Raw genomic sequence first — 17640 nt, forward strand, 5'->3', positions numbered from 1 at the left:
CATGCGTAAGTTACTAAAACAATATGCCGCTAAAACAATAATCCGCTAAAACAAAAAAAGCGCCTCCATTAGGCGCTTTTTTTACACGTTTAGGTGACACATCACCGCTGCGTTACCACATCGCCACCAACAACCCGATCGTAATCGCCATTCCTACATAGTTATTATTCAAAAACGCTTGAAAGCAAAGACTGCGCTCTCTATGCCGAATCAGCCATTGTTGATAGACAAACAATGCGCCAACAACAAGCAAACTCCAATAGTAGCTTGCGGTCAATTGATACCAGTGCCCTAACCCCATGAGCATCGCCAACACCGTCATTTGCAACACGCCTACCGCCAGCTTATCTCTGCGGCCAAATAGGATAGCCGTCGATTTGATACCAACATTTAGGTCATCATCACGATCCACCATGGCATACAAGGTGTCATAAGCAATCGTCCACAATGCATTCAAAGCAAAAACAAACCATAATATCATGGGCAGTTCATTGGCTTCAGCTGCCCACGCCATTGGGATCGCCCAACTAAATGCTAACCCTAAAAAGAGCTGAGGCAAATGGGTAAAGCGTTTCATAAACGGATAAATAAACGCCAAAACTAAACCAATTAACGATAACTTAATCGTTAATTGGTTCATGGTTAGAACCAACAAAAATGAAGCGATCGATAACACAAGAAATAAACCGATGGCTTCTTTTGACGTCACAAGCCCTGACGGCAACGGTCTGTGCTGAGTTCGCTTCACTAACCCATCGACATTTCTGTCAGCGAAATCATTAATGACACACCCTGCACTACGCATCATCACGACGCCGAGACAAAATACGACCAGCACATGAATGCTTGGCATGCCTTCCGCAGCCAAAATCAACGCCCATAGTGTTGGCCACAGTAACAATAAGGTGCCAATGGGTTTATCCATTCGTGTCAATTGCCAGTACGCTTTGGCTTTCGTTACGGTCATCAAGCGTTCTCCATCTTATATACTGGCGAATGTGGCAAAAAGAGTTCAGCGACTAGAATAGGATGACCGGCGACCCACAATCGAGAGCGACGAGCAAATAACACCCCATCAGACGTGTTAATTTGAGCGATTTCTAATGCATCTCGTTTAGTATCGGCATTTGAAAACACCGTCACCCCTAATGGCGTATCCCCTTGTTGGGATATGTCATAGTCCCCTTGTCCCATGGCAGATAATGACATGAGAGTACGACCAATGACCCACGGTTGCTCATCCCCTAATAGGACGACTTCACGTAACCAACAGTCTTCATGTGCCAACCGCTCGATTTCTTCGTCGGTTATTCTATCGGCGCAACTTTGCGTATTGCTAACCACTTCAACGGACAAATGGTCACATTCGGCATTCAGCCGATGTGATAATGAACCCTGTTCGGTCAGCCATTGCAGTACATTGGCACTCATGGACTGAAATTGATCTGGAGATTGCCAGCGAGCCTGGCTTAAGATTTTTAAATAATCGGAAACTGAATCATTCATTTTACTATTCAATAACACGCGCGTAGCGCGTACAATCATAATTATATTGTGTGGCCATATTGTATCACCCTATGGGTGAATAAACTCAGGCGGTATGCGCCATTGTAACAAAGTTAATCGCTTGTAATATCGGCTTAATGGGATTTCCAAGAGGGAAATATGCGTAAACGTTACCTAACCCAGTTTTTCCTAATGCTAGGCTTGACTGTTTCGATGTCCAGCTTTGCCGCTGAAGAGCCTGCGCCCTCACTGGCGTATTTCACATTGGAACCCGAGCTAACAACAAACTTTTTTACCAAAGGTAATCGCTTAGGCTACGTTCAAGTACGTATTGATGTCATGGTGGCAAATTCCAGTGACTTAGTCATTATTGAGCATCACCAGCCACTCATTAGGGATGCGGTTGTCGAGCATCTTGGCCGACAAAATGCCGACGTGATCAAATCGCTTTCTGGGCGAGAAGAAATACGCCACGCATTAGTCGACAAATTGAACAATCTACTACTGGCTGAAACGGGAAAAGCCGTCATTGCTGATTTACTTTTCACTAAGTATCTCTATCAGTAATCAGTAATCAGTAATCAGTAATCAGTAATCAGTAATCAGTAATCAGTAATCAGTAATAGTCTCCAAGACTATTACGTTCATTACAAACGACTCATCTCAACGACGCGTCAGGCGCTTACTATCTATCATACCGAGCGCTACACCGCTGATTAATCCAGCTAGATGTGCGGTGTTAGCGATTGCCATAAATGGCTGAACAAACCCCAGAACTAACCAAACCAGCATAAAGCCAATAAGCGGTCGAGGCATTTCCAAACCAATATCAGGTCGCTTCCAAGTGATCATCCAGAGATAGCCCACCAGCGCATAAACCACGCCAGACAAACCACCAAAATTTGCGCCATCAACCCAATATTGCCCCGTACCAGATACCGCGGCGGAGACTAAGAAGATTTCAAGTAACTTTCGGCTTCCCAGTTTTTGCTCGATATCTCCGCCGAGTTGCCACCACCATAGTAAGTTGAAAATGATGTGCATCGCCGAGAAGTGCAATAAGCCGTGAGTAAACCAGCGCCAAATTTGCCATTGCTGACCGTCTTCGGCAGGAAAATGCAGCGCAGAGAAAATCGTTTGAGCCAAACCAACCTGCTGCAGCACAAAAATAACCGAGCATATCAACATAATCCCTAACGTCATGACACCTGCTTTTGCCTTAAGCATAGAGAGAAAACTTGGCGTGGAATACTTGAATGGATTGCGGCGGGTTTCAGCCATATCCCAAGAAGAAGCTTGATACTTGCTATGGCCCGGATCCGCGAGAAACTGCTTGAGCTCCGCTTCTGTCTCGAGTTTATCTTCATCTTTCATCAGCCACAGGGCAAACTGACCACTCCCCTCTGGCATCATTTGAATATCGATCTGTCTTGTCGCCATATAGTCAATGAAGGCTTGCCCCATTCTAGGGCTTTGAAGCGTAATCAGTCGAATCATAGAAAGCTCTCAACAGGAAAACCAGCCCTATGCCATGCCTCAAAGCCACCATCGACGTTATACACTTCATCAAAACCTTGATTAAGCAAATACTGAGCGGCACCTTGACTGCTGATACCGTGATAACACATCACGAATACAGGCGAATCAAATTCAACCTCTCGCATAAATTCGACAAGAGAATCATTGGTCAAATGAAAGGCTCCTGGTGCATGAGCGGTTGCAAATGTTTGAGGGTCTCGTATGTCGACCAAGCGTGCTTCTGGATTTTCTTGAAGTAACTGTTGAGTACGTTGTACATCGATATGTTGAAGCTGGTCCATAACGCTAATTCCTCACCTTTTTGGCATTTCATCACACAAACTATGACGATTTTCATTCGTGATTTTTCTATGTCTATATTATCACTATTCAGTGCTAATAAAGTACTGACAATCAATAAGGTTATCCACTAGCGTATAATAAACCACCAACTGTGTGTAAATCTGTGGATTGCGTGAATAAAGTGTTTTTTGATCATTTGATCCACTATATATAGTGATGATCTTGATCTTTCTGTGAGTAAAGCAAAAGGTATCCCCAAGGAATAAAGCCCTCGAAAGCACCATTACTCGCTGCTTTCTGACAGCTGGCAAATAATTTCCTCACAGAGTTATCCACAAGAGAAGAGAACGTTTGCGATCGATTTTTCGATCTCTTTTTCGATCCCAATAAAAAAGGCCGCGATCATAAGATCGCGGCCTTCATAAAGAATTTGGTCTCGGTTAGAACTCGCCAACCGCCGCCTTTAGTTTTTTCATGGCATTCTTTTCAAGCTGTCTAATGCGCTCCGCAGAAACACCATAGTTGTCTGCCAGATCTTGTAGCGTCGATTTATTGTCATTTAACCATCGAGAGCGGACAATATGTTGGCTACGTTCATCAAGTGTTGATAAAGCATGACCTAAACGGGTATTGGTGTGATTTTCCCAATTCTCTGCTTCAACATTGTCAGCAAGATCGGAGCTGCGGTCTTCAAGATACAGTGACGGAGCGGTATAAGAGACACCGGTATCATCATCATCTGTTGGCATCTCAAACGTCGGGTCTTGTGCCGCAAGTCGAGATTCCATTTCGCGAACCTCTGAAGGCTCTACACCCAGTTCTTTTGCAACCGTTTCGACTTCACCGTTATTGAACCAACCTAAACGTTTCTTCGATTTACGCAAATTGAAGAAAAGCTTACGTTGCGCTTTTGTGGTCGCGACTTTCACAATGCGCCAGTTTCGCAGCACATATTCGTGAATTTCAGCTTTAATCCAGTGCACAGCAAAAGAGACAAGACGGACACCGACTTCTGGGTTGAATCGCTTCACCGCTTTCATCAGGCCAATGTTGCCTTCCTGAACTAAGTCTGCCATCGGCAAGCCATAGCCAGAGTAACCACGAGCAACATGAACAACGAATCGAAGATGAGAAAGGATAAGCCCTTTCGCAGCATCAATCTCACCTTTATAGTGTAATCGCTCAGCTAGCCCACGTTCCTCATCAGGTGTCAACATAGGGTAACTGTTCACTGATCGGATATAGCCATCTAGGCTATCCTGTGTAACTAAAGCCATTGAATACGCTTGGTTAGTCATTCACTTCCTCATTCACTTTGAGTGGTATACAACACCTTCTTAACCCAGTAATACTGAACCTAATCCAATAGAGATTCAAGAAGGGGGTTGTAATTATGCATAATCAGTTGCACTAAACAAGAGCAAAAGACGATTAATTTTCACTCATTAATAGGTATTACTGACATATTTGCGACTTTCATCTTGCTATGTGGTTGAATACTCCACCGATTGCTCGTGACTCGATGAATTCCGCTATGCCACTTTCATTAAGACCTGCTTACATTAAACCGGTTCAATTTCTTTTAGATGACGTTTTGCTGAAATTCTTGCTGCGCAAATACCAAGAAACACACCAACCATGAGTATTAGCAAGGTTTCATCCCAATTCAGCCCAATCAACCTAAAATCGCTATCGTAAAGCACCGCTAAATCCGTTACGGCTCGATTGAGTACAATCGTAATCAGTGCTGTCAATAACCACGCAATCACGGCACCAAGGAAACCGAACCACATACCAGAGTACAAATAGGGCCTCAAGATATAGTTGTCTGTTGCTCCAATCAGTTTCATGGTCTGAATGGCTTCTTTATTTGCCAATACGTTAAAGCGCAGCGTGTTGCCTACAATAAGAAAGACCGATGCCAGCATTAAAACCGACAGGGTAATGACGAGTGTGGACGATAACGTTTTAATCGCATCAAAGCGGCTTAACCAATCTTCATCTCGTCGAATATCTGTCACATCCGATTGTGTTCGTAACTTAGATACCAGACTACGGTCAGTTTCAACACTGGTATTGGCGGGTTCAATGACTAAAACACCCGGCAATGCATAACCATCGAGTAAGCTTATCGCCTGATCGAGCCCAGAGTGCTCACTCAGTTCAGCAAGGCCTTGTTGAGGAGTAATGTACTCAACTTCTTTCACCTCTTCCCAGCCTTCTATGGCATCTTTTAGAACCAACACTCGCGCATCAGGCACACCCGTTGCGATGTATGCCGTCACCTGCGAGTGACTGGTTACATCGCCGGCTGCTACGGCCACGTTTTTACCCAGCAAATACAAACAAGCCGGCATTGTCAGTGCCATTGAAATGACCGCAAGGGTTAATAAGTTGCCCAGCGGACGTTGCCACAACTCCTGCAGCGAAGATTTTGCTTGTTTCCAGTGCACAGAAAAGAAGCCATCAGATGCTAAACGTTGCTTCTTAGGGCGCTGTTTATTTTTACGTTTAAACACCATCACTCACCTCACTTAAGAAACCTTGGTTAAGCTCTAGATAGCGATATTGGGGGCGAGAGCGCACAAGGTGAACATCATGCGTGGCCAGTAAAATAGACACACCCGCGCGATTAAACTCTTCAAATAACTGCAAGACCTTGTTTGATAATTCAGGATCTAAATTACCGGTAGGCTCATCCGCCAGTAGCATCGTCGGGCGGTTTACCACTGCTCTAGCGATACCGACTCGCTGCTGCTCACCACCAGATAATTGGCTAGGTAAGCATTTTGCTTTATCTAGCAAACCTGTTTTGTCCAGCGCTGCAGAAACACGACGTTTAATTTCATTTTCAGCGATCGCTTCTATGCGCATGGGTAAAGCCACATTATCAAACACGGTTCTATCCATGAGTAAACGATGGTCTTGGAAAACGATGCCAATATTACGACGCAAGAAGGGGATGTCTTTCGAAGGTATTCTGCTAATATCATGATCATTAAACAAAATACGACCATCCGTCGGGCGCTCTAATGCGCAAATCAACTTCAGTAGCGTACTTTTCCCGGCACCAGAATGACCACCTAGAAATGCCATTTCACCCCGTTTCAGGTGAAAGTCGACCTTTTGAAGGGCTTGTCTTCCACCTCGATAAGCCTTGCTCACTTGCTCAAATTTGATCACCGAATCATTCCTCTGATCTGGGTATTCTGTGTTGAAAAGGGATGCTATGCATCCCTATTATCCGTTGTCTTTGTCGCTGATTGCTTTCACCTTACAGGCATTTGCTTATTCATCTCGACTAAACAAGGCATCGATAAAGTCTTGAGTCTCAAATGGGCGAAGATCATCAATACCTTCCCCAACCCCAATGTAACGAATAGGGATTTGGAACTGATCAGCGATAGCAAAAATGACGCCACCCTTCGCTGTACCATCTAACTTGGTCAATGTAATACCCGTTAATGGTGCAACATCACTAAATAGCTTGGCTTGGCTTATCGCATTTTGTCCAGTACCCGCATCGAGTGTTAACATAATTTCATGGGGCGCAGAATCGTCAATCTTTTTCATAACACGAACGATCTTACGCAGCTCTTCCATTAGGTTTGCTTTATTTTGCAGTCGTCCTGCGGTATCAGCAATGACAACATCCACTCCACGCGCTTTCGCCGCTTCAATGGCATCATAAATCACCGACGCACTGTCTGCGCCAGTATGCTGAGCGATGACGGGAACATTATTACGCTCACCCCATACTTGTAGTTGCTCTACCGCAGCGGCACGGAAGGTATCGCCCGCCGCGAGCATGACCTTCTTACCTTGCCCTTGGAATTGTTTTGCCAACTTACCAATGGTCGTGGTTTTACCCACACCATTCACACCAACCATCAAAATGACATACGGTGTTTTAGTGGTATCAATTTCCAGTGGCTTTTCAACATGGCTAAGAATTTCAGCCATCTCTTCTTTTAGTAAACCATACAAGGCTTCGCCATCTTTTAAGTCACGACGCGATGCCTTCTCTGTTAAATTACCGATGATCTTTGACGTAGTATCCATGCCAACATCAGCAATTAATAGTTGTTCTTCCAGCTCTTCAAACAAGTCATCATCGATTTGCTTATCTTTGAATAAACCAAAGAAACCTGCACCAATATTCGCTTTGGTGCGACTTAAACTGCGCTTGAGGCGAGCAAAGAAACTTTCTGTTGGCTTTTCTTGCTCATGAATACGCTCTGGAACGTTTTCCTCTTCACTTTCTTGCACACTGGCCTGAACCGTTGCCTGAACACTTTCGTCAACATGCTCTGCTTCTGCTTCTGCTTCTGCTTCTGCTTCTGCTTCTGCTTCTGCTTCTGCTTCTGCTTCTGCAGGTTGTTTTACCGATTCATCACCAGCAACCTTTTCTTTTTCCACGTCTTCTTGAGGCGACGGCTCTAGAGATTGATCGTTATCTAGTTGCTCATCTTGCTGTTGCGGTTTCTGTTGGGGAGACTCTTCGTCACCAAAACCAAGCCAAGAAAGTAATCCGCGTTTTTTCTTTTCTGTCATCTGAAACTATCCTGAATGCTGTCTTTCAAATGTTTTAATTCGGGTCTGAGCCAAAGTCGGTCAACACATCGCTAAATGCGAAAAATCTCTCTAAAATAAATATAACAAAGCAGTGAAAAATTTTGTCAGAGATTGGTACACTTCGTCACTATTAACTTAAGCTCTTCGTAGGGCTACGTATAGTATCACTTTATTGTCGGTCAAAAAATCTATGGTTAAACGTCGCAAGCAAACTCCATCACAAAAATCTTCCCCAATGGGGAGTGTGCGTATTATCAGCGGACTATGGCGTGGTAGAAAACTTCCCGTACATGATGCCGAAGGTCTGCGCCCAACCACCGACCGAGTGAAGGAAACCGTTTTTAACTGGCTCGCACAGGACATCCCACATTCGCATGTGTTGGATGTCTTTGCTGGCTCTGGAAGCCTAGGCTTTGAATCCGCATCAAGGCAGGCTAGCCACGTTCAAATGATTGAACTCAATAATAAGGCTTATCAGCAGTTAGTGAGTAACATGGCGCTACTCAAAGCTGACAATATTCGTCTACACAATACCAGTGCCCTTACTTTTCTCGCTCAAGCTGGCAGCCCACACGATATGGTTTTTATAGACCCTCCTTTTCGTCAAGGCTTACTACCAGAAACCATCGCCTTGTTGGAACAGAATGGCTGGTTGAGTGAAAATGCGTTAGTTTATATTGAGACGGAGAAAGAACTGACTCTGGATGCCATTCCTGAAAATTGGGAATTACTCAAAGAAAAAACGGCAGGACAGGTCTGTTATCGACTTTTTAAAAGGAACCACGAATGAACATACTCATTAAACTGGCCAAGATAGCCTTTGCTTTTATCTGGTTAATTTTAATCCTCAACATTTTTGGCGCCTTTGACGGTTTCGTCGATCGCCAAGGTGCCATCGGACTCTACATCATGACCGCTTTTTTGTTCATCATGCACGGTGTGCAAATGGCAATATTTTTGGGCGCGTTTGGCGAGCACCTCAAGCTCACGGTTTGGGAGAAGTACTCCATTTTGGCTTTCGGCATCTTTGCCTTACTCGATATACGCCGTAAACATATGATGTAAAAAAAAGCCGCTGATGCGGCTTTTTTTATTACTTTTGGCAAGGCTATTCATAGTCTGTGAGTCGATTTAACCCATCAACCCACTCCCTCGCTCGGATTCACTCACCGACTATCCAATGTAGCCTTTGACGCCATTTAAGAACATCTGCGTGGAGATCATAACCAGCAATAACCCCATAAGACGTTCTACGGCTTTTAGACCTCGTTCTCCCAAAAGCTTGTGGAAAAAATTGTAGAACATCAAAATAAAAAATGTCGCTCCCCACGCAAGCAATACCGCCATAGATAATTCACTCAGGTTATCAGGGTGCTGGGTAGAGAGTAATAGAATAGACGCAATAACCGAAGGTCCAGCAAGCATTGGAACAGCCATAGGGACAATAAACGGCTCTTCACCTGCCGCCAAACCGGTCACACTCCCTGCTTGTGGGAAAATCATCTTAATCGCGATGATAAACAGAATAATACCACCAGAAATACTCAACGTTTCTGGTTCAACATGTAAGAAGCTCATGATGCTTTTTCCTGCAAAGAGGAACAGCATTAGAATAGCGAGCGCGATACACAATTCCCTTATAAGCACCATACGTCGACGCTTAGGGTCTAAATGCTTTAGTATAGAAAGTATGATAGGAAGGTTGCCAAGCGGGTCCATGATAAGAAATAGCATGGTCGCTGCGGATAGTATGTCCATGAGTAAAGCCTGCTCGCGAGAGAATTTCGCGTGAGTATAGCAGGCTTATGCTTTCTCGTTTAGTGAGAACAAACGCGCTCAATATTAAGCTGCCACACGCCTTGTTGTTCGATCACTTTTTGCTTTTCAATGAAGAAACTAAGCAAAGCTTCCAGATCAAAGCCCTCGCGGCTACAGGTGCGAAACTCCGCTTCCTTACCAAACTGTTGCTCTACCATGCTCACAAGCTCATCTCGAGACATAGGCTTCTCACGCAGAAGGTTAAGTACTTTATGTGCATGAATTGCTGTGGTCATTCTCGTATCCCCATTTAAATTGTAGTGCGGAGTATTACCCGACAACACATGGTTTGAAATGATCTATCGCAAAGCACTCTCATAAAACTCATAAGCTTGACCCAATAACTGACGCCACAATAAGTGCATGGGATAGATAATAGCTTCCAGAAATACCATATCGCGCTCGAACATTTTTAAAATGATACTTGTCTAGCCCCCACATCATCGCGGATACGCTAAGACATAAGGTACCAATGAACGCTTGCAAAGAAGACCAGTCAGAATGATACAACCACGCTTCGCCAGCCGCGCACACAACATTGACTAACGACAACCCCATGATAGCGACAGGAAGCAGAAAGGAATCCAAGCGAGGTAACAAAAGAAAAAAGACGACGATGGCAACACATAGTAATAGCGCAGGGAACCAAAGGACAAAGTGGCTTTGAACTTGTCCCCATAACCCTATGCTGTACACCAGTTGCGCAACAACGTAACCCACAAAACTTGCTCGGCTAAAGCGCCCCAACAAATGACCGACATCACTGATTAAAAATAGCACTAGACCAAATGATATCCATAATTGATAGTCACTGATGTCTTGTGAGTTCAACAGTATTGTCAGGAGCAAACCATGCGTCATCACACTGAACGTGATCGTTCGCTTCGTATCACCCTTTTCAGCAGCATAAATAAACAGCAAAGACGATAAACCTATCGTAAGCCAACTCCACATAATCACACCTGTTTCTTATTATCGAAACCAGTGTAAGAAGCTCGACTTTCATGTCCAGTCATTAGACCGAAAAGTTGGACTTGTCTTAAATTAAATAAGTTCCAAATTGACAGCCGTCGTTTTTTCCAAAGGTGCGTGTTCGGATGTTATTTTGATAAAAATAATTAGCAATCGTTTGCTTTTCCCATTTAATCACAAGTGCCAAAGGGAAAACCTGGTCGCGACTATTTTGGGAATTTAAAGCGCAATTTTCGATCTAAAACTCAAATAACAAAAACAATTAAGCATTTGTTTTTAAATGGTTAATACATCAGGTTTTCGGAATTTATTTATGGTCATAACCATGATGAAAGGTATCTCCTTAAAGCTATACTTTTACCTTATTAATTTCTATCTTTATTGATGACAGACTCTCAAACCGTGAGAATTCGCTAAGAACCAAGCAATCAAAAGCTATAAATCAGCCACCCAGCCGCCACATAGACCAAAACCCCAAAACAACAAGAGCAATATTCAAACAATAAAATCAACCAATAAAATCAATTTAAAACAACAACTTAAAATCAATATTCTAGTAAAACCCAAGAAGGGACAAATTATCAGCAAGATAAAAACACTGTTTCTTTTGTAAAAACAGCCACAATTAAGATAGTAAACTGTCAAAAACAAAAGCTAGGCAAAGTAATGGTTGCAAAGCCAGCAAAAACAATGCTATTCTAATTCACATACTGAATAATTAATAAAGGAGCAGTGTTATGATTTCATCTTCTCAAAAGCAAGGGTTAGTGATGATAGCCGTCGTAGTAGGTCTAATGACACTGCCGATGCTTTACTAATTGCCATGCATTAGATAACAAAAGGGCCGCTTGATAGCGGCCCTTTTGTTATCTAATAGAATTTATTTAGACAAAATGTGCAGTACTTTTTCCCAATGAACGTAATAAAAGCCCATTGCCAGTAAGGTGATCAGAGCCATTAGCCACACTGCCGTCCGCCAAATAAATCGACTACTCCTTGGTGTTAATTCTTGCTCACACTCAGCGCATGCGCGCATAAACCCTTGTTTATCATCAAGCTTATAATCTTCTTCATGAACAATTTTATTACGAATAGTCGCGATATACCGTAGCTTCCCAACCACATCATGAGGCAACCGCTCTTCACAGCTAGTGATCAATTGGTGTAACCCTTTTCCATCCGCTCGATATTGTTGTCTCAATAGTTTTTCAATGCGCCGTGTTTTTATAACCACGCTTTCAATATCTGACATATGTATCCCTCCACAACCAGCCTAATATGTGGAACTGAACGATTGCTGGCCAGTACCCTGTGTACTCATTCTGTCATTGTTATCTATTTGTATCAGAATTTCGACAATGGTTCGGTAAATTCAAGTAAAGATTTAAGCCTAAGTCGCAGAGAATTTGTGTGATATGACCCCAAATTTCATACCGTAAGTTAAATTTGTCCTTATTTTCCGCGTATTTTATGCGATCTTTATTCCATCAAATTTTGAGTTTGGAGATAAGACATGCCCCTTTCTTTAGTTATTGCCGTGGCGGTGCTAATTGTTATCACCGTGTTTCTATTCCTACAAACTCAACGTCAGCACACTCATGGTATCAACGCCCCTGAACAAAAAACGCTTATCACTATCTTAGACAAACAAGTCGTTGTGGCTACCGACCCTACAGAAGAAGATGAATACTGGATTTATGTTCAAAAAGGTAGATTTGGGCCTAAACGTGAGTTTCAAATCGGCGTGCACTATTACCATCACCTTTCACCAGGAGATAAGGGGGTGCTTACTTATCAAGGCACTACATTTTTACACTTCTCACTAACTCGCTAGTTTTAATAAATTTACCCTATATACAAGTCATGCTAGCTTAGAGTTCTTATCTCACAAGGACGTAAACTCATGCAGCTAATGAATCGCTGTCAATCTTGGTGGCTATTTGCTCTTTTCGCCTACGCATCGGCAGGTTGCAGTGCCACCTATCAAGGCAAAGTTAACGACGCTGAAGTTCACCTAGTGGATTATTTCCAACGCTCTGCAGGTGCACCCGCCCTCATAGATAACATGGATGCCCTGGGCATTGATCATGCCTACGTGATGGGGCTACCCGTCATCAAGAAATGGGATCACTCCCAGCCCAAAGCCCCTCGTTTTGTTTATGGTGATGATGCCCCCGTGTATTACTACTCCCACACCGACGAGCTCATCGCAAGGGAAGTAGAGTCATTACCTCAGCACCAACAACGTCGCCTTCACCCTTTTATAAGCGGCTTTAACACCACAGACCTGAATGCGGTAGAGTACTTAGAACGTGAACTGGCCTTTCGACCTAACTTTTGGCAAGGTATTGGTGAAATCATCACTCGTCATGACCATCTCACAGCACTAACCTCGGGTGAAAAACCAAAGGCAAACCACCCTGCATTAGTCAAAGTTTACCAATTAGCCGCCAAACATGATCTTCCCGTTTTGCTGCATGCCAACATCACATCGCAACGAGAAAACGAACCACTGTATCTCAACGAGCTTAAAGAGGCGTTACAGCAGCACCCCGACACTCGCTTTTTATGGGCTCATGCGGGAACCACCAGTACACTCACGCGCCACTTGGATATGAATTTTCTCTATCAGACAGTCACTTCGTTACTCAGTGAGCACGATAACCTCTATATTCTAGCGTCATGGTCATTGATTGATGTCGTCATGCCACAGGGGACATTAGATCAGCGTTGGGTATCCTTAATAGAGGCGTACCCTGAACGATTTATGGTAGGTAGTGATGGGGTCGGTAGCTTTGGATACCAAGAGACGGCGCTCAAAACGTGGGATCCCGTGCTATCGGCGTTACCAAAACATATCGCGAAGAAAGTGGCCTATAGCAATATGTTAGCGGTATTACCGCAAGCGGGGAGAAGCGTTAGCCATTAAGCGATCACCGCCACCAGCTCAATACGCTAGTGCACCGCCTGCACGTTTTGACTCCAGCGCTGGGCATCCGCTAAAGCCGAATAGACAGCCTGCTGGGTCAGTCCTAGCTGCTGTCTGTGTTTTTCCATGCCGTTCCAATCTGCCGCCTCAAAGCACTCTTCCAGCGCTAACAGCTGACCGTAAGGTCCCTGTCTTTGCAATAAAGCCCCTTTAATTTCACAACATAGCGGTAACTGCTGAATCAGTTTCTCTAAAGAAAGGTCCATTAAGGCATCGAGGATAGAAAATAGTCCAATCATAAAAGCCTGATCTCGATACTGAGTAAAGGGGGCATGCGCCGTCATTAAACGACAGAATTGTGCACGTTGCAGAGACAGTCCATATAACGCTTTCGGTTTTGTCTGGGAAATAAACGAGGCGACGGTCAAGGAAACGAACAGTTTTAGCTTGTCTTGTCCAAGATAAATCAGCGCTTGACGAAAAGAAGCAATTTCAGTTTCTAATCTAGGGTTCATGGTATTCACAAACTGCAATAGCTTATAAGACAGGACGACATCTTTCGCGACAATGCGCTCCACCTTATCAAAGTCAACATCAGGCAGACACACTTGCTGAAACAATTCCATTGCCACCAGCTGCTCTGCGCTGATATAGACCTGCTTTTGCATAATCGGTTTGCTAAAGAAAAACCCTTGGAAAAATTTAAATCCGGCCTGTTTAGTGAGCCTAAATTCCAGCTCAGTTTCGACTCGCTCTGCGAGGTAATGACGGGTGCTACCCTTACCTTTCTGCTGTCTTACAAAGGCACAGGCCTTTTCCACACCCATTGCCATAATGTCGAGTTTAACGATTTGCACAAATGGTAAAAAAGGTTCCCACGCTGGCGTGTAGACAAAGTCATCAAGCGCAATGGTATAACCGGCACGATACAGTTCACGAATCGCTTCGTACAGTTCCTGATCGGGCGTGCACGTTTCCAATATTTCCACAACCACTTTCTCTTTGGGAAGCATTAATGGAAGACGGCGAACTAAGCTTTGATGAGGAAAATTGATAAAGCATCGTGATGAGGCAATATCAGGATTTACCCCAAGAGAAAGGTAGTTGGTAGGTGGCTCTGTTGGCTTCAATGTGCCCCGGAAATGCATTGTTTTCTCCATCACGAAAAAGCAGTTCATAACCCAACGTATGGCGACGAGCATTAAAAATCGGCTGGCGAGCGACATACGTGGGGTTCATGTTCACAATGCTTGCCCCCTACGACTTCGCAGCGGCGAGTAATGCACCGCACCCGATAAACATGGAGCCAAACAATTTATTAATTTTTGCCATGATGCGTCCAGAGCGAATATATCGTCCCATCTGAGAGGCGAGCGACGTGTAACCAAGCATCACAGTGGCATCAATCGCAACCGTTGTTGCCCCCAAAATCATAAGCTGTGTGACTTGATTGCCCGCAGGGTCAATGAACTGAGGAAATAACGCCACCAAAAACACAACGGACTTTGGGTTCGTTAAGTTAATAAACACCGCGCTACGCAGTAAGGCTCCCGCACTACGTGTGTCATGGCCCGTATCCGCCGCCAAGCTTGATGTATCACGCCACTTTTGGATACCTAGCCAAATTAAATACACCACACCAACCCATTTAATAATGGTAAATGCCATCGCTGACTTAGCAATCAAGGCACCAATGCCCGCACCAACCAAGATAATATGAAATGCTAAACCAATCTGTAACCCCACAATTGCCGCTAGGGATTTGCGAGTACCGTAGTTAATACCGTTACTGATTGAGTTTACGGTTCCCGAACCGGGTGCGAGACTGAACACAATCGCCGTGACAACATAAGCAAGCCAAACATGATAATCCATTGCATTTCCTTACGACTGATTTACTCTTATCAGCAAAAGAGTATTTATTCTGTTTTCGATGAAGTCTGACGGCTCGTCAACAGAGGCATCAACACTATCTTGTAGGTTAATTCATGACCGATACCAAATTAATTAACGTTCCTTATACTCAAGAGCAAGATTTTGAGCAAGTTATTCACTCACAAATTGCCACGTTTTGGGCGGGTCGACACGAAGGGTACGAGAAAGCGAAAGATGGCACGACACTCTACTGGTGCAAACTAACCCGACCTGAACATAAAAAAGCCTTGGTTGTCGTCAATGGCAGAATTGAGTCTGCATGGAAGTATCAAGAGTTATTCTATGATTTTTTTCAGCTTGGCTATGACATCTATTCCTTTGATCATCGTGGACAGGGACTATCGACACACTTAGCGCCGAATCCTGAGATGGGACATATCGGGGAGTTCTCCGATTATCTCGATGATATGCAGCTAATACTCGAGCAATTCGACCTCAACCACTACGAAGAACGCCATTTACTCGCGCATTCTATGGGCGGCGCGATTGCCACTCGATATATACAAACGAGAGTGAGTCATAACTTTGATAAAATCGCGCTAAGTGCTCCTATGTATGGCGTTAATGTTCCCTCCTATCTAAAGCCATTTGCGATCACCGTCGCTCAGGTCATGACTGCAATACACCCTGTGCCAACGTACGCACCAGGCTATCAAGGTTATGTCGCAAAACCTTTTGATGTTAACCCCTTGTCGCAAAGCAAAGTACGTTACCACTGGTTTAGAGAACTGTATGAACAAAAACCAGAGTTAAAAATCGGCGGACCAAGCACTCGCTGGGTTTGGCAAGGACTCATGGCAGCAAAACAGTGCATTCAACAAACAAGACAAATAAAAATACCCCTACTGTTATTGCAAGCAGGAGGCGATGTTATTGTTAGCAATCAAGCACAACACCGCTTTATCGGGCGCATACAAAAAAGCAACGACCAAGCGGAAATGCTCACGATAAATAATGCTAAGCATGAAGTTTTATTTGAAAAAGATGAATATCGAAATCAGGCGATGACTGCCCTTTTGCAATTTTTCAATTACCAGCCAAAGGTCAGTGAGTAACAGTACTTATCGCTCATAATATTTCCTCACTGCCTAGCAAATGAGGAAATATTTGCACCTCCTGTTTACCCTCTTTTTATTCGATGATTTGCCCTACAATACCCAAAGGCTCACTCCTTAGCCTATGACCATAACCTATTAGAGAGACCTATGACGCTTAATCACGACTCGATCAATATCGTTGCTTCTGACCTAGATGGAACACTGCTTGCTCCTAATCACCAGCTCAGCAGCAACACGAAGCAAACCCTCAAGCAGTTACATGACAAAGGCTATACGTTCATTTTCGCAACAGGTCGCCACCATGTGGATGTCGCAGGTATTCGTGAATCCGTCGGCATTCCGGCGTATATGATTACCTCTAACGGGGCTCGAGTGCATGATCAGCAAGATAACCTGCTCTATAGCCAAGATATCTCAGAGTCGCTGGTTCAACGTATTGTCGACGAATTCAAAATAGACAGTGAGCTGTTTATTCATATGTATCAAGATGAGCAATGGCTGTTAAGCCAAGAAGATGAGTACTTAGCTAAGTTTCACAGCGATACTGGGTTTAGTTACCAATTGTTTGATACTAACCAAGCGCCAACCAAAGGTATCGCCAAGATTTTTGTGACTCACCCCAACAATGATCACGAGCACCTAGTGCCGTTTGAAGACACGCTACGCGCCAAGTTTGGTGATGAGCTCAACATTGCGTTCTCTACACCATGGTGTTTAGAAGTCATGGCAAAAGAAGTATCTAAGGGTGACGCACTTAAAGCGGTTGCTGAAACTCTAGGACTCGGGCTTGAACACTGTATTGCGTTTGGTGATGGTATGAATGATGCGGAAATGCTCACCATGGCGGGCAAAGGTCTTGTGATGGAAAACGCACACGAAAAAGTAAAGAAAGCACTGCCAAATAATGAGATTATTGGAACAAATGCCGACGACGCGGTCGCTGAGTACCTGAAACAGCACCTTCTCGCACGCACTTAATCATAACTACTCCTATGCTCCCCCTATAGGTTTGGTCACCTGTTTAGA

Annotated in this window: 20 protein-coding genes and 1 pseudogene; 7 read left to right on the forward strand and 14 right to left on the reverse strand. The window is 44.1% G+C overall.

Annotated elements, in window-relative coordinates; translation table 11 throughout:
* Positions 1 to 112: 112 nt before the first annotated feature.
* Together ubiA and M9196_RS21755 are read right to left on the reverse strand one after the other, a co-directional pair.
* Entirely contained in the window at positions 113 to 967 is an 855-nt protein-coding gene (gene ubiA / locus M9196_RS21750; protein ID WP_250619595.1) for a 4-hydroxybenzoate octaprenyltransferase, read from the reverse strand.
* Entirely contained in the window at positions 967 to 1506 is a 540-nt protein-coding gene (locus tag M9196_RS21755; RefSeq protein WP_250619596.1) for a chorismate lyase, read from the reverse strand. Before M9196_RS21755 ends, ubiA begins: the two co-directional genes overlap by 1 nt.
* Before the next feature lie 159 nt (positions 1507 to 1665).
* Between M9196_RS21755 and M9196_RS21760 the strand changes: the two genes are divergently transcribed.
* Positions 1666 to 2073, forward strand: coding sequence for a flagellar basal body-associated protein FliL (locus tag M9196_RS21760; protein WP_250619597.1), 408 nt, complete (start codon positions 1666 to 1668; stop codon positions 2071 to 2073).
* A gap of 96 nt (positions 2074 to 2169) precedes the next feature.
* Here M9196_RS21760 and glpG read toward each other — a convergent pair whose 3' ends face one another.
* The 6 genes from glpG to ftsY form a co-directional block, all read right to left on the reverse strand.
* Positions 2170 to 3003, reverse strand: coding sequence for a rhomboid family intramembrane serine protease GlpG (glpG, locus tag M9196_RS21765; protein WP_250619598.1), 834 nt, complete (start codon positions 3001 to 3003; stop codon positions 2170 to 2172).
* A complete protein-coding gene (gene glpE / locus M9196_RS21770) occupies positions 3000 to 3326 on the reverse strand; it encodes a thiosulfate sulfurtransferase GlpE (RefSeq protein ID WP_250619599.1) in 327 nt (108 codons plus the stop codon). The genes glpG and glpE overlap by 4 nt, the downstream gene beginning before the upstream one ends.
* Positions 3327 to 3767: 441 nt before the next feature.
* Positions 3768 to 4625 (reverse strand): RNA polymerase sigma factor RpoH, encoded by an 858-nt coding sequence (rpoH, locus tag M9196_RS21775; protein WP_250619600.1) that lies wholly within the window; start codon positions 4623 to 4625, stop codon positions 3768 to 3770.
* A gap of 264 nt (positions 4626 to 4889) precedes the next feature.
* Positions 4890 to 5849: a permease-like cell division protein FtsX gene (gene ftsX, locus M9196_RS21780; RefSeq protein ID WP_250619601.1), complete on the reverse strand. Its 960-nt coding sequence runs from the start codon at positions 5847 to 5849 to the stop codon at positions 4890 to 4892.
* On the reverse strand, positions 5839 to 6510 hold the full coding sequence (gene ftsE, locus M9196_RS21785) for a cell division ATP-binding protein FtsE (RefSeq protein WP_250619602.1): 672 nt from the start codon (positions 6508 to 6510) through the stop codon (positions 5839 to 5841). The genes ftsX and ftsE overlap by 11 nt, the downstream gene beginning before the upstream one ends.
* 105 nt (positions 6511 to 6615) lie before the next feature.
* Positions 6616 to 7881, reverse strand: a complete 1266-nt coding sequence (gene ftsY / locus M9196_RS21790; RefSeq protein ID WP_250619603.1) for a signal recognition particle-docking protein FtsY — start codon at positions 7879 to 7881, stop codon at positions 6616 to 6618.
* 211 nt (positions 7882 to 8092) lie between these two features.
* Between ftsY and rsmD the strand changes: the two genes are divergently transcribed.
* Both rsmD and M9196_RS21800 read left to right on the forward strand, forming a co-directional pair.
* Positions 8093 to 8692 (forward strand): 16S rRNA (guanine(966)-N(2))-methyltransferase RsmD, encoded by a 600-nt coding sequence (gene rsmD, locus M9196_RS21795; RefSeq protein WP_250619604.1) that lies wholly within the window; start codon positions 8093 to 8095, stop codon positions 8690 to 8692.
* Positions 8689 to 8967, forward strand: a complete 279-nt coding sequence (locus M9196_RS21800) for a DUF1145 domain-containing protein (protein ID WP_250619605.1) — start codon at positions 8689 to 8691, stop codon at positions 8965 to 8967. Before rsmD ends, M9196_RS21800 begins: the two co-directional genes overlap by 4 nt.
* A 108-nt stretch (positions 8968 to 9075) precedes the next feature.
* Here M9196_RS21800 and M9196_RS21805 read toward each other — a convergent pair whose 3' ends face one another.
* From M9196_RS21805 to M9196_RS21820, 4 genes are all read right to left on the reverse strand, one after another.
* Entirely contained in the window at positions 9076 to 9660 is a 585-nt protein-coding gene (locus M9196_RS21805; RefSeq protein WP_250619606.1) for a YhgN family NAAT transporter, read from the reverse strand.
* A 59-nt stretch (positions 9661 to 9719) separates the two neighbouring features.
* The gene (locus M9196_RS21810; RefSeq protein WP_250619607.1) at positions 9720 to 9956 is read right to left on the reverse strand and encodes a YecH family metal-binding protein; all 237 of its coding nucleotides are present in this window, start codon (positions 9954 to 9956) and stop codon (positions 9720 to 9722) included.
* An 88-nt stretch (positions 9957 to 10044) separates the two neighbouring features.
* On the reverse strand, positions 10045 to 10674 hold the full coding sequence (locus M9196_RS21815) for a lysoplasmalogenase (protein WP_250619608.1): 630 nt from the start codon (positions 10672 to 10674) through the stop codon (positions 10045 to 10047).
* An 898-nt stretch (positions 10675 to 11572) separates the two neighbouring features.
* Positions 11573 to 11944, reverse strand: a complete 372-nt coding sequence (locus M9196_RS21820; protein ID WP_250619609.1) for a DUF4145 domain-containing protein — start codon at positions 11942 to 11944, stop codon at positions 11573 to 11575.
* 261 nt (positions 11945 to 12205) lie between these two features.
* Here M9196_RS21820 and M9196_RS21825 point away from each other — a divergent pair, with 261 nt between their 5' ends.
* Together M9196_RS21825 and M9196_RS21830 are read left to right on the forward strand one after the other, a co-directional pair.
* Entirely contained in the window at positions 12206 to 12526 is a 321-nt protein-coding gene (locus tag M9196_RS21825; RefSeq protein WP_250619610.1) for a DUF2500 domain-containing protein, read from the forward strand.
* Between the two features lie 69 nt (positions 12527 to 12595).
* A complete protein-coding gene (locus M9196_RS21830; protein WP_250619611.1) occupies positions 12596 to 13621 on the forward strand; it encodes an amidohydrolase family protein in 1026 nt (341 codons plus the stop codon).
* Between the two features lie 26 nt (positions 13622 to 13647).
* Here M9196_RS21830 and M9196_RS21835 read toward each other — a convergent pair.
* Positions 13648 to 14860, reverse strand: a pseudogene (locus tag M9196_RS21835) (EAL and HDOD domain-containing protein).
* Positions 14861 to 14878: 18 nt separating this feature from the next.
* Positions 14879 to 15496, reverse strand: a complete 618-nt coding sequence (gene rhtB / locus M9196_RS21840; protein ID WP_250619612.1) for a homoserine/homoserine lactone efflux protein — start codon at positions 15494 to 15496, stop codon at positions 14879 to 14881.
* A 113-nt stretch (positions 15497 to 15609) separates the two neighbouring features.
* Between rhtB and M9196_RS21845 the strand changes: the two genes are divergently transcribed.
* Together M9196_RS21845 and M9196_RS21850 are read left to right on the forward strand one after the other, a co-directional pair.
* Positions 15610 to 16611, forward strand: a complete 1002-nt coding sequence (locus M9196_RS21845; RefSeq protein WP_250619613.1) for an alpha/beta fold hydrolase — start codon at positions 15610 to 15612, stop codon at positions 16609 to 16611.
* A gap of 150 nt (positions 16612 to 16761) precedes the next feature.
* Entirely contained in the window at positions 16762 to 17592 is an 831-nt protein-coding gene (locus M9196_RS21850; RefSeq protein ID WP_250619614.1) for a Cof-type HAD-IIB family hydrolase, read from the forward strand.
* The last annotated feature ends 48 nt before the right edge of the window (positions 17593 to 17640 follow it).

It is taken from the genome of Vibrio methylphosphonaticus, assembly GCF_023634655.1.
GTDB lineage: Bacteria > Pseudomonadota > Gammaproteobacteria > Enterobacterales > Vibrionaceae > Vibrio > Vibrio methylphosphonaticus.